Origin of the sequence: Nocardia mikamii NBRC 108933 (genome assembly GCF_001613505.1) — a bacterium.
In the GTDB taxonomy this organism is placed as follows: domain Bacteria; phylum Actinomycetota; class Actinomycetes; order Mycobacteriales; family Mycobacteriaceae; genus Nocardia; species Nocardia mikamii.
This window is the reverse complement of sequence record NZ_BDCM01000019.1, coordinates 123,365-145,116: the sequence shown is the minus strand read 5'-3', so window position 1 is coordinate 145,116 and position 21,752 is coordinate 123,365. Positions and strand designations below refer to the sequence as shown.

18 protein-coding genes and 1 pseudogene are annotated in these 21,752 nt (G+C 68.3%); 12 read left to right on the top strand and 7 right to left on the bottom strand.

The genetic code is table 11. The features are described from left to right. Positions 1 to 821, bottom strand: a pseudogene (locus NMI01S_RS35130) (hypothetical protein); the annotation flags it as partial. 1,212 nt (positions 822 to 2,033) lie between these two features. Here NMI01S_RS35130 and NMI01S_RS35125 point away from each other — a divergent pair. After that, positions 2,034 to 2,903, top strand: a complete 870-nt coding sequence (locus tag NMI01S_RS35125) for a hypothetical protein (RefSeq protein ID WP_157126419.1) — start codon at positions 2,034 to 2,036, stop codon at positions 2,901 to 2,903. A gap of 69 nt (positions 2,904 to 2,972) precedes the next feature. Here the strand turns inward: NMI01S_RS35125 and NMI01S_RS35440 are convergent, their stop codons facing one another. Then, on the bottom strand, positions 2,973 to 4,619 hold the full coding sequence (locus NMI01S_RS35440; RefSeq protein ID WP_063001820.1) for a hypothetical protein: 1,647 nt from the start codon (positions 4,617 to 4,619) through the stop codon (positions 2,973 to 2,975). Positions 4,620 to 4,813: 194 nt separating this feature from the next. Here NMI01S_RS35440 and NMI01S_RS35435 point away from each other — a divergent pair, with 194 nt between their 5' ends. The 8 genes from NMI01S_RS35435 (at position 4,814) to lhgD (ending at position 14,621) form a co-directional block, all read left to right on the top strand. Then, positions 4,814 to 5,248, top strand: coding sequence for a YbaB/EbfC family nucleoid-associated protein (locus tag NMI01S_RS35435; protein WP_063001819.1), 435 nt, complete (start codon positions 4,814 to 4,816; stop codon positions 5,246 to 5,248). Between the two features lie 152 nt (positions 5,249 to 5,400). Continuing rightward, positions 5,401 to 7,062 (top strand): acyl-CoA synthetase, encoded by a 1,662-nt coding sequence (locus NMI01S_RS28620; RefSeq protein ID WP_439956310.1) that lies wholly within the window; start codon positions 5,401 to 5,403, stop codon positions 7,060 to 7,062. Between the two features lie 144 nt (positions 7,063 to 7,206). Further along, positions 7,207 to 8,865, top strand: a complete 1,659-nt coding sequence (locus NMI01S_RS28615) for an acyl-CoA synthetase (protein ID WP_063001818.1) — start codon at positions 7,207 to 7,209, stop codon at positions 8,863 to 8,865. Between the two features lie 127 nt (positions 8,866 to 8,992). Further along, positions 8,993 to 9,571, top strand: a complete 579-nt coding sequence (locus NMI01S_RS28610) for a hypothetical protein (RefSeq protein ID WP_063001817.1) — start codon at positions 8,993 to 8,995, stop codon at positions 9,569 to 9,571. A gap of 394 nt (positions 9,572 to 9,965) precedes the next feature. After that, positions 9,966 to 11,471, top strand: coding sequence for a PepSY-associated TM helix domain-containing protein (locus NMI01S_RS28600; protein ID WP_369689939.1), 1,506 nt, complete (start codon positions 9,966 to 9,968; stop codon positions 11,469 to 11,471). Positions 11,472 to 11,755: 284 nt separating this feature from the next. Further along, on the top strand, positions 11,756 to 12,454 hold the full coding sequence (locus NMI01S_RS28595) for a DUF8020 domain-containing protein (RefSeq protein ID WP_063001815.1): 699 nt from the start codon (positions 11,756 to 11,758) through the stop codon (positions 12,452 to 12,454). Between the two features lie 204 nt (positions 12,455 to 12,658). Continuing rightward, the gene (locus tag NMI01S_RS28590; protein WP_063001814.1) at positions 12,659 to 13,321 is read left to right on the top strand and encodes a YcnI family copper-binding membrane protein; all 663 of its coding nucleotides are present in this window, start codon (positions 12,659 to 12,661) and stop codon (positions 13,319 to 13,321) included. 97 nt (positions 13,322 to 13,418) lie between these two features. Continuing rightward, positions 13,419 to 14,621: an L-2-hydroxyglutarate dehydrogenase gene (lhgD, locus tag NMI01S_RS28585; protein WP_063001836.1), complete on the top strand. Its 1,203-nt coding sequence runs from the start codon at positions 13,419 to 13,421 to the stop codon at positions 14,619 to 14,621. Between the two features lie 10 nt (positions 14,622 to 14,631). Here lhgD and NMI01S_RS28580 read toward each other — a convergent pair whose 3' ends face one another. Beyond that, positions 14,632 to 14,895, bottom strand: coding sequence for a hypothetical protein (locus NMI01S_RS28580; protein WP_063001813.1), 264 nt, complete (start codon positions 14,893 to 14,895; stop codon positions 14,632 to 14,634). A gap of 12 nt (positions 14,896 to 14,907) precedes the next feature. After that, positions 14,908 to 16,629 carry a sodium:solute symporter family protein gene (locus NMI01S_RS28575; RefSeq protein ID WP_084513356.1) on the bottom strand — a complete coding sequence of 574 codons (1,722 nt, stop codon included), beginning with the start codon at positions 16,627 to 16,629 and terminating at the stop codon, positions 14,908 to 14,910. A gap of 200 nt (positions 16,630 to 16,829) precedes the next feature. On the opposite strand from NMI01S_RS28575, the gene NMI01S_RS28570 reads away from it, so the two are divergent. From NMI01S_RS28570 to NMI01S_RS28560, 3 genes are read left to right on the top strand one after another with little or no spacing between them, the layout of a single operon-like run. Continuing rightward, positions 16,830 to 17,378 carry a pyruvoyl-dependent arginine decarboxylase gene (locus NMI01S_RS28570; RefSeq protein WP_245717069.1) on the top strand — a complete coding sequence of 183 codons (549 nt, stop codon included), beginning with the start codon at positions 16,830 to 16,832 and terminating at the stop codon, positions 17,376 to 17,378. Continuing rightward, positions 17,375 to 17,974 carry a hypothetical protein gene (locus NMI01S_RS28565; protein WP_063001811.1) on the top strand — a complete coding sequence of 200 codons (600 nt, stop codon included), beginning with the start codon at positions 17,375 to 17,377 and terminating at the stop codon, positions 17,972 to 17,974. Before NMI01S_RS28570 ends, NMI01S_RS28565 begins: the two co-directional genes overlap by 4 nt. Then, complete coding sequence (locus tag NMI01S_RS28560; protein WP_084513355.1) at positions 17,974 to 19,515, top strand: GGDEF domain-containing protein; 1,542 nt, start codon at positions 17,974 to 17,976, stop codon at positions 19,513 to 19,515. Before NMI01S_RS28565 ends, NMI01S_RS28560 begins: the two co-directional genes overlap by 1 nt. A 7-nt stretch (positions 19,516 to 19,522) precedes the next feature. On the opposite strand, the gene NMI01S_RS28555 is transcribed toward NMI01S_RS28560, so the two are convergent. The 3 genes from NMI01S_RS28555 to NMI01S_RS36310 form a co-directional block, all read right to left on the bottom strand. Further along, positions 19,523 to 20,419 carry a TIGR03619 family F420-dependent LLM class oxidoreductase gene (locus NMI01S_RS28555; protein WP_063001810.1) on the bottom strand — a complete coding sequence of 299 codons (897 nt, stop codon included), beginning with the start codon at positions 20,417 to 20,419 and terminating at the stop codon, positions 19,523 to 19,525. A gap of 16 nt (positions 20,420 to 20,435) precedes the next feature. Continuing rightward, entirely contained in the window at positions 20,436 to 20,813 is a 378-nt protein-coding gene (locus tag NMI01S_RS28550; protein WP_063001809.1) for a MerR family transcriptional regulator, read from the bottom strand. Positions 20,814 to 20,923: 110 nt separating this feature from the next. Continuing rightward, positions 20,924 to 21,694, bottom strand: coding sequence for a DUF6319 family protein (locus tag NMI01S_RS36310; RefSeq protein WP_063001808.1), 771 nt, complete (start codon positions 21,692 to 21,694; stop codon positions 20,924 to 20,926). Positions 21,695 to 21,752: the final 58 nt, after the last annotated feature.

Below are 21,752 nucleotides of genomic sequence, written 5' to 3'. Positions count from 1 at the left end.
CCAGAGCCGTCGTCGCTCTTCTTGCCCTTCCCCGGACCCGAGCCGCCCTCGCCGTCCCCAGCCGAACCGTCGCCGCTCTTCTTCCCCTTCCCCGCGCCCGAGCCGGCTTCACCGTCCCCACGCGAGCCGTCGCCGCTCTTCGCGGGCTTGCCTGTACTACCGTCCCCCTCGCTACCCGGACGAGCCGCCGGGCTCTCAGGTCGGCCCGGTGGCGGTGGCGTCGCCCTCGGCGTGCCATTCGGCTCCCGCGGAAGCGGCGGTGTCCCACCGGAAGACTGTGCATTCAGACGGTTCTGCTCCCTGTAATGCTCCAAGCCCCTGTGGACATACTCGACAGCTTGGTTCACATCGCCGCCGTCGCGACGATTAGCGCGCACGGCGTAATCGATCGCATCCAACACCTGCCTCTCTGTCACTCCCTCGGGCAACTCGGGCAGGGGATTTCGCGCCAAGAACTCCGCACCGGCCTCACTCTTGAGTGAGACGCCGTCCTTCATCAATTGGCCCAGGACGTCGCGATACCTCTCCCCGAGCGAACCCGCGCCGTCCGGATCATGGGGAGGTGGCGGCGAACTCTCCTCGCCCGATTTACCCGCTTCACCTTCCCGCCCCGCCGACTCATCCCGCTCGGCTGCTTTCACAGATTCCGGCGCCGGCTTCTTCGGCGAACTTCCCTCTGGTTCTGCCGAATTCGCATCCGGCTGCCCCGTCTTGCCGTCGCCGTCTGTGCCCTCGCCCGCCTTACTCTCATTGCTCGGCTCGTTCTTTCCGGCTCCGGACGTGCCCTGGCCCTCACCCGCACCCTCGCCGCGCTCGGCCACCGGCGCACCTCCCTCCGGCTGCTGCGGCGTTTCTTCGCGAGGCCGACCGAACGGCGACTCGCCTCGCGGTCCGAACGGCGACTCACCGGCATCGCCCCAGGGGGAATCCGTGGACTCGCCCCACGGCGACGGCTCGGACGGACCCCACGGCGAACCTTCCTCCGCTCTGCCCGAGGCAGAACCGGGCACGGGTTCACCCGGGACCGGAGTGGCTCCCGGCTCAGCGGGTTGCCCACCTTCCGGTCTCGCAGGTGCCGGACCCGAACCCGGTTCGCCCCGTGGCGGGACGGGCGCCGACGGCCCGGATGGCGGCTGAGCCTCGTTTCTAGGACCGGTGGCGGTGACACCACCGCCGTCGCCGGCTCCACTGCTTCGCGGTGCTGCCGGAGGCCCACCCGGCGCAGGAGTCTCCGCCGGTCCACGCGGCGGCGGCGTAACAGGCGGTGCCTCGGCCCTCGCCGGATGCTGCTGCCCGCCCTGCTCCGCTGACGGCCGCATTCCGTGCCCGCCCGGATCCGGAAGCGACGCAGGCACACCCGCTGGGTCAGCACTCCCCTCACCCACCGATACCCGCAGAGGTGCCGCCCCTTGACCCGCCGACTGCCCAGGTTCCGGCGCGGTCCCCGACGATCGCTCCGCAACCCCGGCCGGACCGTCCGGCGCTACAGGAGGTCTGACCGCGTGCCCGCCCGGATCCGGAAGCGACGCAGGCACACTCGCAGGGTCAGCACTCCCCTCACCCACCGAAACTCGCAATGGCGGCGCCCCTTCCGGCGACGGAGCGCCCGCCTCCGGACCCCTTGCCGGTGCTCCCGGTGGGTTCCCCGCATTCCGCTCGCCGACTCCGGATCCCGCCGATGAGGGCTCGCTCGCCGAACTTTCGGGCTTCCCTCTCGGGCCGCCCGCGTTGAATGCGTTGGGACTCCCCGGATTGTGGGGGTCCGCTGCGGCCACCAGACCGAATTGATCGCCGCGACGACCGGAGGGCGGGGCGATTGCGGAGTCGAGGGGGTGTAGCTCGCCCAGTGCCACTGGTGAAAGACTATTGCCGGGTCGGCCGGTCGATCCTGTGCCAGCGGTGCGGGGCGCAGAAGTCGGTGGCGGTTCCGCCAGCCTCGGCGCCGAAGCCCCACCTTTCAGCGCGCGGCCCGCCGGAATCACCGAACCGACGAATCCGCCACCGAATCCCGCGACCGCTGCGTCGAGAAGATCTTGCCCCGAGAGTTTTCCGCCGCTGATCAAGGCGTTGGCTCCGACGCCCACCACGCTGCCGACCAGACCGCCCCCCACACCGACTACCAGGGTCGGCACCACTCTGCTCGCGGTCGCACCGGCCCCGCCGGCGAATCTCTGAAACATCCGGCCTGCGCGTGGTGCGGCGTACAGGCCGAAAGCCGCACCGGCGAGGCCTGTTACGCCGCCGAGCAGTGCTTGTTTACCGACACTGCCGAAGTCGATTTCGTCCCGGCGGTGATCGATGTATTTCTGCGACATCTGCGCGGCGAGATCGACACCGCCACCGAAGACCGCGCCTATCCCGGCGATTTTCATGAAGGGAGCCGACAGCCTGGCTACCCGCGCCATGGGGATGAGAGCCCGCTTGGCCGCGGACTCGGCTCCTATTCGTTCCACCCAGCTCAACAGCCGGTTCCGGGCGGCCACTATTATCGCTTCGCTGCGTGCCCGGTCCGCCGCGGCTTTGAGCGGACCACCGACGAAGATGTCCGTCGCCACCATCGCCACCATCGCGACGAGGGTCCAGATTATTCTCCATTTCGTGTACTGATAATTTCCGCTGGCGGACGACGTGAAGGCGGCCAAATTTTGCCCGTAATCATGCGTATTGCTGATATCCGCCAGCATCGGGCGATTTCGGAGCTCGCCTTTCTCGGATTCGGTCATGCCCGACAGGGCCAGACTTTCCATAGCGGCGAGGCGGTCCAAACGGGGCCCCAGGTTCTTCCAGCGTTCCATGCAATCGGATATGCACTCCGACGTCGCGTATCCGATATCTTCGTCGAACTTGGGAAAACTCTCGCCGGCGACCCCTTTGACCGCCCAGTCCGGAAGTTCGGGCGGTAACCGCAGGGTCACCGAATTCGTCCGTTCACGCTGACAGCCGCTCGCTGCCGGTCCCTCCGCATGACGCGGCTACGCCCGATCAGGGGGAAAGGTCTTCGTGCTGTGACGTTTCGCGGTAGTCACGAGCAGCCGATGCAGGACGCGCGCAGGGGCGACGGCCTTCCCCGCATCGAGCTGCACCTCGGCGAACGCGTCGGCCAGCGCCCTTCCCGGTTCGAATCTGCCGTGCGGGAAGCCGTATCCGCTCAACCGACCCCGCCACCGCCGGTAATCGGTGACGACGACGCCGAGCGGAGTTTCGAACCGGCTGTCGCCACACTCCGACAGGTACTCGGAAATCAATGTCCGTTGCGATAGCGAGTGGGCGCGAAGACCGCCTGTCACATCGAGGGCATGACCGAGTTCCCGGACGACCGTGGAATACAACGGCCTTCCGGCGGAACCACGAGAGACACCGCCACGTTCGGTTTCCGCGGACACTTTCCGAGTAAGCGAGTCGGTATTTTTGGCAGTCGCCACGTTCAGGATCAGACGTTTCACTCGCGGGATGTGTTCACCGTCGTCCGAACTGCGAACCCAGTCGAGCCGCGTGACGGCGTCCCCGCATTCGGCGATCGCGAATTCGGGCAGGTCGAGGTAGGGGTGGGCGGTGAGTACGTCGTCGAGGGCCTGTGCGATTTCGCGCAGCGTATCGAGGGCGATCCCGGGGGTGTCGAACCCCGTCACCTGTAGACCGTGGCGTCTCATGAGCGCCTCGGCGAGTTCCTGCCCTTCGTCCGACGTCGCATGTCGTGCCTCGACCCGCTTGTTCTCGCGCCGAACGCGTTTCGGAGTTCCCGGAGCGCCCTTCGCCGGGGCCTTCGGCGCCCCGGGCGTACTCGGTCGTCCTCCGCGCGTCGACGGAGCCGAGACTTTGCGTGCCGGGTCCGGCCTCGGGCCGGCACTCTCCGAACGGCCCGACCAGGGTGTGTTCGACCGCTGTGATTCGGCGGATCCCGGGGCGTCGGCCTTCTTCGCCGGCGCGGTCTCCGGAATCGACCGTGACGCCGGGCCTTTGGCCTCCGATGGGGGAAGCACTCCCGACGCCGGTGGCGCGTTGCCCACCGACGGCGCCGGCGCGTCGGTGACGCCATTACCTCCGCCGGACATCGCCGACGGAGAATTCGGCGCAGCGTCGGACGAAGCCGCCGCCGGCTGATTCTGCGCACTCTGATGAGCCGGATCGGCCGGCGAAACCGGCTCGGCCGCAGTATCGCCCGCACGCTGAGCCGGCGATGACACGGGGACTCGGGCGACCGGAGCGGCGGAGTTCGGCGTACCGACCACACCCGGGGCCGCCGATTCCGGCCCGCCGGCCGTGAATTGCCCTGTGCCCGTCGGCGTTTCGCGATCGTCGCCCGCACCCAGAATAGAGGTCCTGCCGTCCCGGTCGGCTTCCTCGAAACGATCGGCGATGCCCGAAAGCAGTTTCCCTTCTTCGGTCAGCGCCCCGAGGGTGCGATTCATGTTGTCGAGCAGGGTCCGGGAGTCGGGCTCGAACGTCTTGGCGAAGGTGTGGCCGGGTTCGTCGTCGCCCCAGAATTTGCCGACCCTCGCGAAGTGGTCGCGAAGCTCGTTGTAGATCTGGCGAGCCTCGCTCGCGATCGACTCGTACTCCTGGACGACAGCGCGGAGCCGAGCCTCGTCGATCGACAGCTCCTGCCCCACTTCGACCACCTCGCTCCTGTTGCCGATGCCGACGATTCTCCGTCCCTTCTCCTCGTTTCCCACATCTGGGAAAGCCGGCGGCGTACTGGTTGGATGGCAAGCACACCGTCGATACAGGCCCGTTCGGCACAGCGAACGGCGGAAACGGAGTGCGACCGCATGGGTGGGGCAGGCCGGCCGAAATCCGAAGACGGGATCCGGTAGTGGATCCGCTGTCCGCGGCCGGCGACGATTTCCGGCACCTGGCCCGCACGGAAGTCAATCAGCTCCTCGACAATTACGAGGAGCAGATGGCGAGTCTGGCCGAGATTCGCCGGCGACTCGATTCCCTTCGGATCCAAGCACGTTCGACGGACGGCGCGATCGAAGTGAGCGTCGACTCCGCCGGGGTGGTCACGGAGATAAAGCTGGAGCCGGCGGCCATGCGGAACAAGCCGGAAGATCTCGCCCGCAAACTGACCGAAGTCATCCGTGAGGCCGCGATGCACGCCGAAAAGCACACCGCCGAGGCAGTGGCACCGGTGGCCGACATCGTCGACCCTCTACCCGAGCTGCCCGATCTGCTCCCCGGCGCCCCCAGTCTGCGTGCTCCGGTTCCGCCCGAGGACGATCCGGAGGGCGCCGCGCCGGCCCGGTGACCCGCAGCGCGAATCCGAGCGCGCGTTCCTCGGCTCCGCACGATGTCCCACCCACAATCGAGGCCAAGCTGTTGACCGGAAGTGTGTACCAAGTCACACTTGCGGCTGCTACCGTCCCCAGCACGCGATCGGGTCGTGTGGAGGTGGTTGACGTGGGCGTCGGTATCGGGTCGGTTCTGCAGGGGGTCGCGCGCAAGGCGGTCGAGGTGACCGAGGCGGTGCGGGCGTTGAATGTGCTGCGGGAGCGCGGCTTCATCGATCCGCGCAATCTGGGTGAGACGCTGTTGTCGGCGAAGGAGGGGCGCCGGCTCGGGCCGCAGGCGACGATGGTGCGGCATGCCGCGCGGATGTGGCCGCAGCGGCCGGCGCTGGTCGACGAGCACGGCAGTATGACCTTCCGCGAACTCGACGACAATTCCACGCGGCTGGCGCGCGGGCTGCAGTCGCTCGGCGTCGAACCGGGAACCGTGATCGGCATTCTCGCCCGCGATCACCGCGGACTGCTGCTGGCGATGGCGGCCGCCGGGAAAGCCGGTGCGCGGCTGGCGCTGATGAACACCGGCTTCGCGAAGCCGCAGTTCGCGCAGGTCTGCGAACGCGAGCACGTGAAGGTGGTGCTGCACGACAGCGAATTCGTCGGCCTGCTCGACGCGCTGCCGCCGGAGCTGCCGCGGGTGATCACCTGGGTCGACGACGGCGCCGAATTGCCCACGGGCGCAATAACGATCGAGGAACTGATCGCCGCCCACCCACCGAACGAGCTGCCGCTGCCGGCCAAGCCGGGCGGCTTCGTGATCCTCACCAGCGGCACCACCGGCCTGCCGAAAGGCGCTCCCCGCGAAGCGGTTTCGCCGATCTCCTCGGCACAGATCGCGGATCGGATCCCGTTCCCGCCGCAGGGCACGATGCTCATCGTCTCGCCGATCTTCCACAGCACCGGCCAGGCCACCTGGCTGGTCGCCACCGCTCTCGGCGCGACGACGGTCATGATGCGACGCTTCGACGCCGAGCGCACCCTGGCTCTGATCGCCGAACATGACGTCGACCTGCTGGTAGCGGTGCCGACGATGCTGCATCGCATGGTCGAGCTCGATCCGGCCGTGCGCGAGCGTTACGACCTGTCCTCGCTGAAATCCATTGTGCTGGCCGGTTCGGCGCTGTCTCCGGAACTGTCGGTGCGTGCCGCCGAGGCGTTCGGCCCGGTGCTCTACAACCTCTACGGCTCCACCGAATGCGCGGTGGCGACGGTGGCGCAGCCGGCCGATCTGGCCCGTGCCCCCGGCACCGCCGGACGCGCGCCCATCACCTGCGAAGTGGTCCTGTTCGACGAGAACGACAAGCGGGTGCACGGCGCGAATGTCAAGGGGCGCATTTTCATTCGCTCCGGTGCGCCGTTCGGCGGGTATACCGACGGACGGCACAAGCAGATCATCGACGGCTATATGTCCTCCGGCGACGTCGGCCACTTCGACGAACACGGACTGCTGTTCGTCGACGGCCGCGACGACGACATGATCGTCTCCGGCGGCGAGAACGTCTTCCCGCAGGAGGTCGAGAACCTGCTGCTCGAGCGGGCGGACATCTTCGACGCGGCGGTGGTCGGCGTGGACGACGTGGAATTCGGCAAGCGGCTGCGCGCCTTCGTCGTGCCCGAGCCGGGTGTCACCTTGGATCCCGACGAGATCAAGGCCTACGTCAAGGGCACCCTCGCCCGCTACAAAGTGCCGCGTGACGTGGTGTTCCTCGACGATCTGCCGCGCAACGCCACCGGCAAGCTGCTGCGCCGGGCACTGGTCGAATACCAGATCACCTGACCGGTCACCCGACCAGTTGTTCGGTACCGTCGGTTACAGAGACGCGAACCACATTCACGCACCCCTGCTTGCTAGGGTTAGCAGGCACTGGATCTCGATGTTGCGGTCCCGCCTGCCTGGCGGAATCCGCGGAAGGTTGTACCTATGTCAGCTGTCCTTCCGTCAGCAAGCACTGCCCTCCGAAAGGCCGGAGATCTGGCTCTGGGGGTCAACGTCATGCGCAAACGCGGGCTGTTCAGCCCGCTGCGACCGGACCATGCGGTCAGCTCGGCGCTCAACGTCACCAAGTTCGGACCCTTCGCGGGCGTGATCATGCACGCCGCGAAGACCAATCCGAAGTCCGCGGCGCTGCTGGACGAGCGGGGCGAGCTGACCTTCGCCGAGGTCAACGAGCAGTCCAACCAGCTGGCTCGCGGCCTGGCGGCGCACGGCCTGCGTGAGGGTGATGTGGTGGCGCTGCTGGCGCGCGACCACCGCGGCATGGTGCTGAGCCTGGCCGCCACCGGCAAACTGGGGGTGCGCGCGGTGTTGATGAACACCGGCTTCGCGAAGCCGCAGTTCGCCGGCGTCGCCACGCGCGAGCAGGTGAAACTGGTGCTGCACGACAGCGAGTTCTTCGATCTGATGAGCGCCATCCCCGACGAGATCCCCCGCATCCTGACCTGGGTGGACGAGTCCGACAACGTCGATCCCGCGATCCCGACCGTGGATTCGCTGCGCGAGGGCCACTCCCCCGACGCCGTGGCCGCGCCGACGAAACCGGGCGGCATGGTCATTCTGACCTCCGGCACCACCGGCACCCCCAAGGGCGCGCCGCGCGACAAGGTCAGCCCGTTCATCTCCGCCCAGTTCCTGGACCGGATTCCGTTGCCGCGCAACGGTTCCATGGTGGTCGCGGCGCCGGTCTTCCACGCCACCGGACTGTCGCAGTTCACCCTGGGGCTCTCGCTGGGCAACCGGATGATCTTCCAGCAGCGGCGTTTCGATCCGGAGAAGACGCTCGCCAACATCGACAAGTACAAGGCGGAGTCGCTGGTGGTGGTGCCCACCATGCTGCAGCGCATGCTGGACCTGCCGCCCGAGACGCTCGCCAAGTACGACATGTCCTCGTTGCGGATGATCTTCGCCGCGGGTTCGGCTATCCCGCCGGACGTCGTGACGCGCAGCCTGGACTACTTCGGTGACGTGCTCTACAACGTCTACGGCTCCACCGAATGCGCGCTGATCACCGTGGCGAGCCCGGAGGATCTGCGCAAGTCGCCGAGCACCGCGGGCCGTCCGCCGCTCGGCATCCGGCTGGCGCTGTTCGACGAGAACCGCAAGCGCATCACGGAACCGAACGTCACCGGCACGATCTTCATCGAGAACGCGCACTCGTTCAAGGCCTACACCGACGGCCGTACCAAGGAAACCGTGGACGGCATGATGTCCAGCGGCGACGTCGGTCACTTCGACGAGGACGGGCTGCTGTTCATCGACGGCCGCGACGACGACATGATCGTCTCCGGCGGCGAGAACGTCTTCCCGCAGGAGGTCGAGCATCTCATCGCCGACCGCGCCGACGTGCAGGAGGCCGCCGTCGTCGGCGTCGACGACAAGCAGTTCGGAAAGCGCCTGCGCGCCTTCGTCGTTCCCGGTCCCGATTCCCGGCGCGACGCCCAGGAGATCAAGGACTACGTCAAGGCGAACCTGGCGCGCTACAAGGTGCCGCGCGAGGTGATCTTCCTCGACGAGCTGCCCCGCAACGCCACCGGCAAGCTGCTGCGCAAGCCGCTGACGGAGATGGACGTCAGCGGCGACTGAGTCGTCCGGCACGCATCGGCCCGGGAGCGTGACTCCCGGGCCGATGGCGTTTCCGCGGAGCTTCCACGCGGAATGAGTTTGACGTATCTGTGAATTGGCTTCGAAGCGGTCGGCTATCATTCAGCTCGTGTTTCCCCCGTCCGGCCGCGTCTCGGCCCGCGCCCAGGTGTCGACGCGTACGCGTCGGGCCGCGGTGGCGCGGTTGCGGGGCGCGTCGGCCGGATCCGTGTCGGGAGCGCTGTCGATCGCCGCGCACGGTTGGGCGGCGGGCGGGATGCCGGTGCAGTCCAGCACGCTGATGCTGCTGGTGGCCGCCTCCACGGCGGTCGGCGCGCTCGTCGCAGGGCTGGCACCGCTGCGCACCACCGCGGTCGGACTGGTCACGGCCCTGTGGGGCGGACAGCTGATCGGCCACCTGGTGATGTCGGCCGATATGGCGCAGATGCACGATATGCCGCTGTGGACGCCCGCCATGCTGGGCGCCCACCTGGTCGGCGCGGTGTGCGCCGCCGTCGTCATTCTCGGCGCCGAGGCCGCCTACCGGATCGGTACCGCGGTCGCGCGTGTCCTGCCGGTCCCGGTGAGCCTCCCGGCGATCGGCGAACCGATCCTTCCCCGCAGCGTCCACCGCGACCGGGTGATCCTGCGGATCTTCCCCACCGAAACCTTCCGCACCCGCGGACCACCGCTCCCTGCGTACTGCTGAGTCATCTCAACACCCACATTCGCGAATCACTGTCGCCGACACCGAGTTACGGACGATCGGTGCACCGATTCGGGCGCTTGTGGCGTGGGTCCGGGCAGCAGATCGACGGCCTCGGGATCCGACGCCGCATCCGATCCGCGGTCGACCCGCGCCGATTCGGAGGCTCCGAACGGCACCGGTGCGTGCACCGCGTCATCGGCCGGCATCGCACGGCCCCACGGCCCGCGGACCGTAGTACCGCCACAGTCCCAGTGCGGCGGAACTCCAGGACCACGCGCGGCCGGATCCGACTGCACCGCAGCTGATTCATCACCAGCAGGTGCGGTCGGCCGGACGCCGGCGAGGCGATGTCGCGCACAACGATGTGGGTGCCCTCGAAACAGGAGCACTACCAGTGAGCATCACCGATATTCCGGCCGCGGGCACCGAGCCGCCGCAGCCAGAGCAGTCGCCGCCCGACGCGGCGCATGAATCACCACCCGGTTCGGACCGGTCGCGACCGTCTCGGTCCGGCCCGTCGCGCGCGGTGCAGGCGCTGGCCATGCGGCTGCACTTCTACGCGGGCGTCTTCGTCGCGCCGTTCATCCTGATCGCAGCGGTGACCGGGGCACTGTACGCGGTCGCGCCCAGCATCGAGTCGATCGTGAATCGTGACCTGCTGCATGTCGATTCGACGGGTCCGGCGCGACCGCTGTCGGAACAGATCGCGGCGGGTGTGGCCACCGAACCGACGCTGGCGCTGGTCGCGGTCGACCCGGCGCAGCACGCGGGCGACACCACGCGCGTGATCTTCACCGATCCGAGCCTCGGGGAATCCGAGCGGCGCGCGGTCTTCGTCGACCCGGTGACCGCGACCTCCGTGGGCGACAGCGTCGTCTACGGCAGCACGGGTGCGCTGCCGCTGCGCACCTGGATCGATGTGCTGCACCGGAACCTGCATCTCGGCGATGCGGGCCGGCTCTACAGTGAGATGGCCGCGTCGTGGATGTGGATCATCGCCCTCGCCGGCGTGGTGATGTGGCTGCGCCGTTCGCGCGGTTCCGCACGGCGGCTGCTGTGGCCGGATCGGTCGAAGGCCGGTCGCCCGCGCAGCGTCACCTGGCATGCCGCGGTCGGGATGTGGATCGTGCTGCCGCTGCTGTTCCTCTCGGCGACCGGTATGACCTGGTCGCAGCATGCGGGACAGCACATCACCTCGCTGCGGCAGCAGTTGAACTGGACCACCCCGGTCGTCGCCACGGCACTGCCGGGTGCACCGATGCCGTCGATGCCGGCCGGCGGTGAACACGCCGACCACACCGGCGGACACGGCATGTCGATGCCCGTTCCCGCCGACCGCGCCGCTCGAGTGGACAAGGTCCTGGCGGTGGCCCGCGGGCACGGTATCGACGGTCCGGTCGAGATCACGATCCCGGCGAAGGACACCACCGCCTTCACCGTCAAGGAACGCCGCCTGTCCGGGGTCTACACCCAGGACGCGATCGCGGTGGACGGTAAGACCGGCGATGTCACCGACATCCTGCGCTACGCGGACTGGCCGCTGATGGCCAAACTCGCCAACTGGGGCATTGCGCTGCATATGGGCATGCTGTTCGGCCTCGCCAATCAGCTGTTGCTGCTGGCCACGATGATCGCGCTGATCACCGTGATCGGACGCGGCTATCTGATGTGGTGGCGGCGGCGTCCGACCCGCGAGAACAGCCCGTTCACCTTCGGGCGGGCACCGGCACGCGGAGTGCTGCGACGGGCGCCGCTGTGGATCAGCGTCCCGCTGGTCGCGGTCACCGTGGGGATCGGCTGGTTCGCACCGGTGCTGGGCGTGAGCCTGCTCGCATTCCTGATCGTCGATATCGTCGCCGGCCTGATCGCCGGACGACGCCGGGAAGTAGTCGTCGCCTGAAGTCCTGAATCGCATTCGGTCACGACACCTGCCGACGTAATTCGGCTGCGCCGGAACATCTTTCCCGCTCACACGAGCGACGCCGAGTCGCCCGTGCGATGGACCGCGCGCTCGGCCGGGCCGTGACAGCCGCCGACAGCGATCGGCCGGCATCACCGATTGCGCCGTAATCCGTCGGACACACCGTCTTCGGTCGTCCGGGGCCGCTTCATGCCCGCATTCGGCGCACTCGGCACACCCACAGCAACTTTCATCTACCTGATACCGCAAAGGGATTCATCACCATGGGAATCAAGAACATCGCCGCCACCGCCGCTCTCGTCGCCGCCGCCCTGGGCCTGAGCACGGCCACCGCGGGCGCCGCCCCCACCGACGCCGGTGCGGTCGGCTTCCAGGCGACCACGACGCCGACCGGCACCCTCATCTCCACCGACGCCGGATCACTGTCGGCCGACGACGGCGTATTCACCGTCAAGGCGGCAGATGGCACCGTGCTGGCCGGCACGCAGCTGTCCTTCCGGGTCGACGACTTCGTCTTCCCGATCGAGGCGCAGATCCACGACCGCACCGCGACCCTGACCCCGAAGTTCGACCTCGCGCACGCGGCGTACCAGCCGGTCGCGATGCCGTTCGAGGACAGCGCGCCGTGGAAGACCCCGTACGACCGGGAGCAGGCCGCGTGGAGCCGGATGACCAGCACCCTCAGCGCCGGCGCTTCGATCGGCACCCTGGTGGGCGGCATCGGTGGCGCCGGAATCGGCTGTGTCCTGGGCGGAATCGCGGGCGCGACCATCGCGGCGGCCACCATCGTCGGCATGTTCGGCCCGTTCGTCCCGGCCGCGGTGGTCGGCTGCCTCGGCGGCATCGTCGCCATCGGCGCACTGGGCACCCTCGCGGGTCAGTTGCTCGTCACGGCCCCCGTCGCGGTCATGGCCGCGGCCCAGTACTTCACCACGGTGAACTCTCCGTTCCCCGCGAAGTGAGGTAGCGGGACCACGCGGCGACCGCACCCCGGTATCCGGTGACCTACCGGATACCGGGGGCCGGGCCACGCACCGACAGCCGAACAGCGAAGGCGCCCAGCGCAATCCGCGGGGATCGGCACCGGCACCGCCCTTCCGGGATATCGTGCAGACGATCGGCACAGGTTGTCTCCGCTCCCCCTTTCGCGAAGGAGTGACCGCGTTATGAACGATTCCTGGCTCCACCGCACCGCACGCACCGGTATCGCCGCCGCGGCGGTTTCCGTTCTCGCCGCCGCCCCCGCATCGGCCCACGTCACCGTGTCCGGTCCGGACGCGGCGCGCGGCGGTTCGGCCGTGCTGACCTTCCGGGTACCCAACGAATCGGCGACCGGTAGCGCCACCACACAACTGAGCGTGCGGCTTCCGGCCCTGACGGAAGCCGAAACCGAACCGGTGCCGGGCTGGAAGACGAAGGTCACCCGCGACGACAACCACCGGGTCGTCGCCGTCACGTGGATGGCGGATCCGGGCGGCGGCATCGGGACCGGGCAATTCGAACAGTTCTCGGTGCTGGCCGACGGCCTGCCGGACGCCGACACCGTGACGCTGCCCGCCACCCAGACCTACGCCGACGGACGGGTCGTGACATGGGACCAGCCCGCCTCCGGAGACACCGAACCCGAATTCCCCGCGCCGACACTGGCATTGGCGCCGGCGCACGAGGGCGGGGCGCAGAACCACGGCGACGTCCACACCGCCGCCGCGGCCGAGGAACACGAGACCGACACCACCGCGCGATGGCTGGGCAGCATCGGCATCGTGCTCGGCGCACTCGGTGTTCTCGCCGCCGCCACGATGTTCACGCGGAACCGGTCTCGGCACTAGCCGCCGCCCGGACGGCCCCGGGGACGCCGACGCCGGAGACCGCCCGTACATTGACGACGAACGTCATGGCCGATCACGGGCGAGAGTGGGAGTGAGCGTGCCGGAGCAGACTGTCGGCATCATCGGCGCCGGCATCATCGGACTGGCGATCGGCCGGGAAATCAGCCGCCGCCGGCCCGGCACCCGGGTCGTCGTGGTGGACAAGGAGGATCGGGTCGCGGCCCACCAGACCGGGCACAACTCCGGAGTCGTCCATGCCGGAATCTATTACGAGCCCGGGTCGCTGAAGGCCACCCTGTGCGCCCGCGGACGGCAGCTGCTGCGCGACTACTGCGCCGCGAAGCGGTTGCCCTACGAGGAGGTCGGCAAACTGGTCGTCGCGGTCACCCCGGACGACGTGGTGCGGATGGACGCGCTGGCCGAGCGAGCGGGCAGCAATCGCGTGCCGGGACTGCGGCGTATCGATGCCGGCGAGCTCCGCGAGATCGAACCGCATGCGACGGGCCTGGCCGCGCTGCATTCGCCGCATACCGCCATCACCGACTTTCCCCGGATCGCCGCCGCCTTCGCCGACGACATCACCGCCGCGGGCGGGCAGATCCGCTTGTCCTTTCCGGTCACCGGCGTCACGCGCGCCCCGGACGGCATCCGCCTCGGCTCGGGCGCCGCGCAGATCGTGGTGGATCGGCTCGTCGTATGCGCGGGCCTGCACAGCGATGCCGTGGCCGGGCTGGCCGGAGACGAGCCTGGGCCCAGGATCATTCCGTTCCGGGGCGAGTACATGCTGGTCCGGCCGGAGAAGCAGGATCTGGTGCGCGGACTGATCTACCCGGTACCCGATCCGCGGTACCCCTTTCTCGGCGTGCATTTCACCCGCCGGGTGAACGGGGAGGTGGAGGTGGGGCCGAACGCGGTGCTCGCCCTCTCCCGCGAGGGATATCGCCGGTCCGCGGTTTCCGCGCGGGACCTGCGTGAGCTCGCGGCCTGGCCGGGGTCGTGGCGGATGGCGCGCCGGCACTGGCGCACCGGGGTGCGGGAAATCCACGGCTCGCTGTCGGCGCGCGCGTATATGCGGGCGGCGCAACGGTATGTCCCGGATATCGGCGTGCGCGACGTGTTCCGGGCCGGTTCGGGTGTGCGGGCGCAGGCCGTCGACGCCGCCGGGGAACTCGTCGACGATTTCCGCATCCACCGTCTCGGCCCGATCACCGCCGTGCGCAACGCACCCTCCCCCGCGGCCACCTCGAGTATGGCCATCGCCGAGCACGTGGTCGACGTGCTCGAACAGGACGGCCGATAGCGTTGGGCCGCTAGGGTTCCGCGGGTCCGCCGGGTGTCTCGGTCTCGGGCTGTTCCGGTTCGGATTCGGTGAGTTCGCGGACCGGGCGTAGCACCACCCACAGCAGGAAGGCCGCCGCCGCGACGAGCATCCCGATCCCGGCCCAGAGGTTGATATTCCATCCCCCCGTGCGCACCCGCTCGGCGGCGGTGTCGTGGACGAGCGAGGTGACGACGAGGATCAGGCCGTAGCACCCGAGCAGGGCACCGACGATGGTCCGGATATCGAAAAGCATGGTGTCACTTCCTCATCCGACGAAGATGTTCAGCGCGATCACGATGACCAGGGCGATCCCGGCGAGCAGCACCGGTCGCTGATACCACGGCAGCGTCGCGGCATCGGGATCGGTGAGCTGGTCCTTCGGCGTCTCCGAATACACCAGCCCGACCAGTTCGGCGTCGGGTTTGGGCGTGGTCCACATACTCACCGCGATACTGAGCGCCATATCGACCACGAAGGCCACACCGGCGGCGACGAAACTCGACCCCTGCCCGGACAGATGGAACACCTCGGCCTTGTTCAGGATGAAAATCACCACCGCGCTGAGGGTTCCGCACACCAAGCCGACCCAACCGGCGGTCGGGGTCATCCGCTTCCAGAACATACCGAGGATGAAGGTCGCGAACAGCGGCGCGTTGAAGAACGAGAACAGCGTCTGCAGGTAGTCCATCATGTTCGAGAAGCTGCCCGCGATGAACGCGGTACCGATCGCGATGGCCGTGGCGCCGATGGTGGCGAGGCGGCCGACGGTGAGGTAGTACCCGTCGGGCTTGTCCTTGACCGCGTACTGCTGCCACAGGTCGTAGCTGAAGACGGTGTTGAACGCGGAGATGTTGGCCGCCATCCCGGCCATGAACGCCGCCAGCAGACCCGCCAGGCCGACGCCCAGAAGGCCGTTCGGCAGAACCTCTTTCATCAGATAGAGCAGCGCCTGATTGTAGGTCGCATCGCCCTGCCCGGTGTTCTTCAACTCGGCGATCTGCGGGATCAGCAGGGCGGCGACCATGCCGGGGATGACGACGATGAACGGGATGAACATCTTGGGGTAGGCGCCGATGATCGGGGTGCGCCGCGCGGCCGAGATCGAATGCGTCGCCAGCGCGCGCTGCACCTCGACGAAATTCGTTGTCCAGTAACCGAACGACAGCACGAAGCCGAGACCGAGCACGATGCCCGTCACCGACAGGACGTTGTTCGAGAAACCGCTCAGCTCGTGGCCCGGCCACGAATGCCACTGTTCGGAGCCGTCGGGCCGGGCGGTCACCTGGTCCTTCAAACCACTCACACCGCCGACGCGATGCAGGCCGACCAGCGTGAGCGGCAACAACGCCGCGACGATGACGAAGAACTGCAGCACCTCGTTGTAGATCGCCGCCGACAGGCCGCCGAGGGTGATGTAGGACAACACGATCAACGCCGCGACGATCACCGACACCCAGAGCGGCCAGCCCAGCAGCACGTTGACGATCGAACCCAGCAGGTAGAGATTGACCCCGGCGATCAGCACCTGGGCGAGTGCGAAGCTGATCGCGTTCACCAGATGCGCGCCGGTGCCGAAACGGCGCCGCATGAACTCCGGCACACTGCGGACCTTGGAGCCGTAGTAGAACGGCATCATCACCACGCCGAGGAACAGCATGGCCGGCACCGCGCCGATCCAGAAGTAGTGCATGGTCGGCATGCCGTATTCGGCGCCGTTGGCCGACATCCCCATGATCTCGACCGCACCGAGATTCGCGGAGATGAAGGCCAGGCCGGTGACCCAGGCTGGCAGTGACCGACCCGACAGGAAGAAATCGATACTCGAGGAGACCCGCGCGCGGGCCATCAGTCCGATACCGAGTACGAACACGAAATACACGGCGACCAAGGCGTAATCGACGGGTGCGGCATCGAGCCGGAGCTGATCCGCACCCAGCACCGCCGCCGCTGAATCGAACCGGTGCGGTAGCTGAGCTAGAGGCTGCATACGGATCTCCTGTCGGAAAGACCAGCGGTCGACCGGGTCACGATGTGCCCGGATCGTAGCGCGCCCCAGTGCATCTCCGCGGCCAGTCCGTGTCCCGCGCGGCGCGCGTCGAGTCGATCTGCGACTCTTCGAAGAAGGAATTTAGAGAAACGCCGCCCTGCAAAATGCAACACTGGTGTGCCCGGGAAGGATCGAACACGATGCTCACAACTCATACTTCGCTCGACCCCCTCGGCCGCCGTGATCGCGATCGCGACGGATCCGCGACGCTGACGATCGAGATCGGCACGGCGACGGGAACGGGCGCGACCGAGGTGGCCGCCTTCGACGCGGCCCTGTGCGAACTCGGTGTGGGAGAAGCGAATCTGATCCGATTATCGTCGGTGATCCCCCCGCGGGCACAGCTGCGGCGCACCGCGCGGGTGCGCCAGCGGATCGGCTGGGGCGACCGTCTCTACTGCGTCTACGCTCTCGGGCACGCGCGGGCGCGGGGCGCCACCGCGGCCGCCGGGATCGGCTGGACGCTGTGTGCGGACGGTTCCGGCGCGGGCCTGTTCGTCGAACACGCCGCCGAAACGACCGAGCAGGTCGACGATCTCATCCACGCCAGCCTCGCCGATATGACCGCCGCGCGGCCGGGACGGTTCGGCCCGATCCACACCGCCACCGTCGCGGCGCGCGCCGACGGCCGCGACACGTGTGCGCTGGTGCTGGCCGCGTACCGGGCCAGCGGCTGGGATCGTCCGTGAACGATGCGCTCGGCCCCGGGGCGTCGTGGCCGGGCGTCGAGATCACCCTCGAGGCGGCGATCGTGGACGCCGAGGTCGAGCTCTTCCATGACCTCTACGAGCAGGCCTTCGGACCGCTGCGAGCGCAGGCGGTCGCCCGGCAGGTGCTGCATCGCAACGAGTTCCGCGCGGAGATGACCGACACCCGGGTCGACAAGATCGTCGCCCGCACCCCGGCCGGCGAACCGATCGGACTCACCACCCTGACCCGGCATCTGGATACCGTGCCGTGGATCAGTCCCGAGTACTTTGCGACACGGTTTCCGCAACACGCCGAGCGCAATGCGATTTACTATGCAGGTTTCACCCTTGTTACCCCAACTGCGCGACACGGGGTGGCTTTTCATGCCATGATCAGTACAGTTGTCCAGATCCTGGCGGCAGATGGTGGGGTCGTCGGCTGGGACATCTGCTCGTACAACAATTCTCAATTCTCGTTCGCCGACGCACTGCGCAGTGCGATCGGTGAACAGGCGAACGTGGAAGTCGCGATCGAGGATTCACAAACCTACTACGCGGCTCGGTTCATCGACGACGACGCGGACCAGGGGGGCTGATGACATCCGGCACACAGCACCACCACACCACCCGCATCCGGCCGCTACGCACCTGGCCGCCGGAAAAGCTCTGGCGCACAGCACTATCGGCTGCCGTCGTCCTGATCGTCGTGGTCCTGGCCACCGCCGAATCACCGGCGCTGTCGCTGACGGCGGTGCTGGGTGTCGTCGTGGCGACGCTGACGATGATCGGGACGGGCGTGCGGCGGCATCGGCCGCCCGCACCGGCGGCCTGGTATCTGCTCGCCCTCTCCGGCGTATTGTTCGCCGCCGGAACGCTGCTGCGCGATTTCACCGGCAGCGGATTCCCGCCCTACGACGATCTGGCGACGCTGGCCGGTTACGGCGGAGTCGGCGTCGCCGCCTTCCTCTGGCTGTGGCCACGGCGCTCCAGCTGCCAGCGCGATCTGGTGCTGGATTCGGGGTTGATCGCACTCGGCGCCCTGCTCGCCTCGTGGACCTTTCTCATCTCCCCCGTCCTGCACAACACCCGGCAGTGGGATGCCGCGACGCTGATCATGCCGATCTATCCGGTGATCGACGCCCTCCTGCTGACACTGGTCACCCACTCCGTGGTCACGTCGTCGCGTTCGGAGACCTCGTTGCGGCTGGTGCACGTCGGCCTGCTGGCGATCCTGGTGGCCGACCTCGGCTACAACCTGCAATCCGCCGGATCGGTGCATCTCGACGCACGCATGCTGTTGACGCCGCTGCTCGTCGCCTACGCGATGGTGGGGCTGGCGGCGCTGCATCCGACCATGGTCACCCTCGGCGGCGCCCGGCGGGTACATCCGCACCGGTCCCGCCAGCGCGCCAGCGTGATCGCGGTGACGCTGGTGGTCGCCTCGCTGGTGCCGACCGTCGGCGCGCGGGTCGGCACGGTGGACCGGGTAGTGGTATCCGCCCTGCTCGCCACGCTGCTGGTGGGTGTGCTGGTGCGCAGCGAGCGCGCGATCGTGCGCAGTGCGCGCAGCGAGCGCCGGGCCCAATACCAGGCCGACCACGATATGCTCACCGGCCTGCTCAACCGGTCCGCGTTGCTGCGCGCCCCGGCCCGCAATCGCGAACTGTGGACCGGCCGCCCGATCTGCCTGCTGTTCCTCGATCTGGACGGCTTCAAGACCATCAACGACAGCTACGGTCATGCGGTCGGCGACGAACTCATCGCCAATGCCGCCGCCCGCATTCGCCGCGTCATCCACCGCGACGACGTCGCGGCCCGCTACGGCGGCGACGAATTCGTGGTGCTGGCCGGCGCCAACCGCGCCGAGGCGGCCGTCCTCGCGGAGAAACTGCTGGCTGCTTTCGGCAAACCCTTCGAACTGTCGGTCACCGAGGTGACCATCGGCGCGAGCATCGGCATCGCCTGCAGCGGCCCGCGCAGCACCGACGCCACCATCTACGACCTACTGCGCGAAGCGGATTCGGCCATGTACCACGCCAAGGACTATTCGCTCGGCTGCGCATTCCACGACGACCTGCGCCACCTGCCCCAAGCCGAGAGCCGGCGGCGAGCGCGCCGGCACGAACCGGCGGTATGAGCAGCGGTCACACCGCGGGCAGCCGGTCGGCACCGCTGCCCGCGCCTTCGGGTGCGAGCGCGAAACGTTCGGCGAATTCCGACATCTGATCGTATTGCTGTGCGGGTTCGGCTCCGGCGAATCCGACGACGAGGCGATGCACACCGTGTTCGCCGAGTTGTCCGGCACGGTCGACGGAGATATCGGCCGACCCCCATCGCGTGTACTCGAGAGCCGCGGGATCGCGGCCCGCCTCGACGGCGGCCTCGCGGGCCAGCGCGAACTGCCGGTCGCGCTCGGCTTCGGTCAGCATGCCACCGGCGAAATACCCGTCGCCGCGCCGCCCGGCACGCCGCGCGGCCGCCGCGCTGGAACCCCCGACGTGGATGGGAAGTTCGTTCCCGCCATGCGGTTTGGGGTAGCTGCACAGATCGTCGAAGGCGAAGAACTCACCCTGGTGGCTGACTCCCTCCGCACCACCCGACCACAGCAGCCGCAGCACGTCGATGGCCTCGTCGGTGCGGCGGCCGCGGGTGCGGTAGTCGACCCCGAGCGCCCGGGCCTCCCCTGGCAGGCTGCCGAGACCCACGGTGAGCAACCGCATCCGCCCGCGGGACAACACATCGATCGTCGCCAGCCGCTTGGCCAGCACGACCGGATGGCGATAGGGCAGTAACAACACTCCCGTGCCGAGCAGAATCCGCCGGGTGGCGGCCGCGACGAAGCTCAGGCAGTCGAGCGGATCGAAATACGGCAGGGTGGGCGGCAATTCGCCCGCACCGTAGTCCGCCCCGGGATACAGCGCGATGTGATCCTGGACGTAGAGCCCTTCGAATCCACAGTTTTCGGCATGCCGGGCGAAGGCGACGAGCCGATCGGGATCGGTGCCGTTGAACGCCGTGCTGTAGCTGACCGCGAAACGCATCCGGAAAACCTCCGAGTTAGCAGGTGAACGCGCACTTCGGCGGCGGCCCGGTGACAGCGTCGATCCGGTCCGTCAGATGCCGGCGTGCGGTGCCGAGTCGGGCGATCGCATCGTCGATCTCGGCCAATTTGCGACGCAGTGACTCGACCGATTCCGGGCATTCGTCACCCGACCCGTTGCCACCGCGCAGACAGGTGACGAACGGCTGAGTATCGGCCAGATCGAATCCCAGCTCCAGCAGATCCCGGATCTTGCGCACGACGTCCACCTCGTGTTCGTCGTAGACGCGGTAGCCGTTCGCCGACCGTCGAGAGCGGACCAGCCCCTGCTGCTCGTAGTAACGCAGCATCCGGGTGCTCGTCCCCGCTCGCCCGGCCAGTTCTCCGATCAGCATGAATTCCCTCTCGCCACTGCGGTCGCAACGCTAAACGTTGTCATCGGTGTCAACGCAAGGCCGCGGGCGCGTATTCGCGCCCGCGCGGAGGGCGATGTGGCGCGGCCCGGCTATCCGGACAGTTCGTCGAGGAGGCGGCGGGCCTGTTCGAGTTCGGCCTGCAGTTGTTCGACCTTGGCGCGCTGCGAGTCTCGAACGGCGTCCAGGACGGAGTCCACGACCTCGGCGACCTCGGGGTGCAGCAGCTTCGCGGCCTGCGCCACCGACGCACCCGGTACCGACAGCCCCTTGATGGTGCGCTTCTTGCCGTGCACCACGTCGACCGTCCATTCACCGTCGGCGGTGCCGGCCAGGGTGACCGTCACCTCGGGTGCCTTGGATTTGCGGGCGGCCGCGGCGGGCTTCTCCCGCGGCGTGCGGGCGGGCGTGGCGGCGGGTTTGGCGGCCGGTTTCGGATCCGAAGCAGGTTGCGGCGCGGGCGTTTTCGACGCCGCGGCGGGCCCCGCAGCCGGAGTGGGCGGCGCCGGCGGCGCGGTCACGGACGACGACATGCTCACGGCGGTGTCCTTCCTCGTTGCCGGCGGCGTGGCGCCGGTGGTCTCGGATGTGGTGGTGCGCTTGTCCTTGCGGGCGGGCTTGGCCAATGTCACCTCGGTCGGCGAGAACGACATGACATCCTTCGAGCCGGTCGGCCGGACCTGCAGGAAGTCTCCGTCGGCGGGATCACCGAGCGCGATCACCTTGCCCGAACGCCCCTCGGATACTCCCACTGCCGCCGGAGTGAACCACACCATGGGTGGCCGGCCGTCGGCGAGCTCGGCCGCTATCTGTCGAATCTCGGTGTCGGACAACGGTTGCGGTTTGGTTCGTGGGGACGACATGGTGTACTCCGGGCGGGCTCGTAGACATCTGCGTGCCAAGAGCATGCCCCATGGCACC

What these genes read in the sequence shown, in the direction of transcription:
- NMI01S_RS28550 (WP_063001809.1), bottom strand. Translation starts at nt 20,813, where the DNA reads ATGCTGATCGGAGAACTGGCCGGGCGAGCGGGGACGAGCACCCGGATG.
- NMI01S_RS28580 (WP_063001813.1), bottom strand. Translation starts at nt 14,895, where the DNA reads ATGCTTTTCGATATCCGGACCATCGTCGGTGCCCTGCTCGGGTGCTAC.
- NMI01S_RS28615 (WP_063001818.1), top strand. Translation starts at nt 7,207, where the DNA reads ATGTCAGCTGTCCTTCCGTCAGCAAGCACTGCCCTCCGAAAGGCCGGA.
- NMI01S_RS28595 (WP_063001815.1), top strand. Translation starts at nt 11,756, where the DNA reads ATGGGAATCAAGAACATCGCCGCCACCGCCGCTCTCGTCGCCGCCGCC.
- NMI01S_RS28555 (WP_063001810.1), bottom strand. Translation starts at nt 20,419, where the DNA reads ATGCGTTTCGCGGTCAGCTACAGCACGGCGTTCAACGGCACCGATCCC.
- NMI01S_RS28570 (WP_245717069.1), top strand. Translation starts at nt 16,830, where the DNA reads ATGCTCACAACTCATACTTCGCTCGACCCCCTCGGCCGCCGTGATCGC.
- NMI01S_RS36310 (WP_063001808.1), bottom strand. Translation starts at nt 21,694, where the DNA reads ATGTCGTCCCCACGAACCAAACCGCAACCGTTGTCCGACACCGAGATT.
- NMI01S_RS28590 (WP_063001814.1), top strand. Translation starts at nt 12,659, where the DNA reads ATGAACGATTCCTGGCTCCACCGCACCGCACGCACCGGTATCGCCGCC.
- NMI01S_RS28560 (WP_084513355.1), top strand. Translation starts at nt 17,974, where the DNA reads ATGACATCCGGCACACAGCACCACCACACCACCCGCATCCGGCCGCTA.
- NMI01S_RS28575 (WP_084513356.1), bottom strand. Translation starts at nt 16,629, where the DNA reads ATGCAGCCTCTAGCTCAGCTACCGCACCGGTTCGATTCAGCGGCGGCG.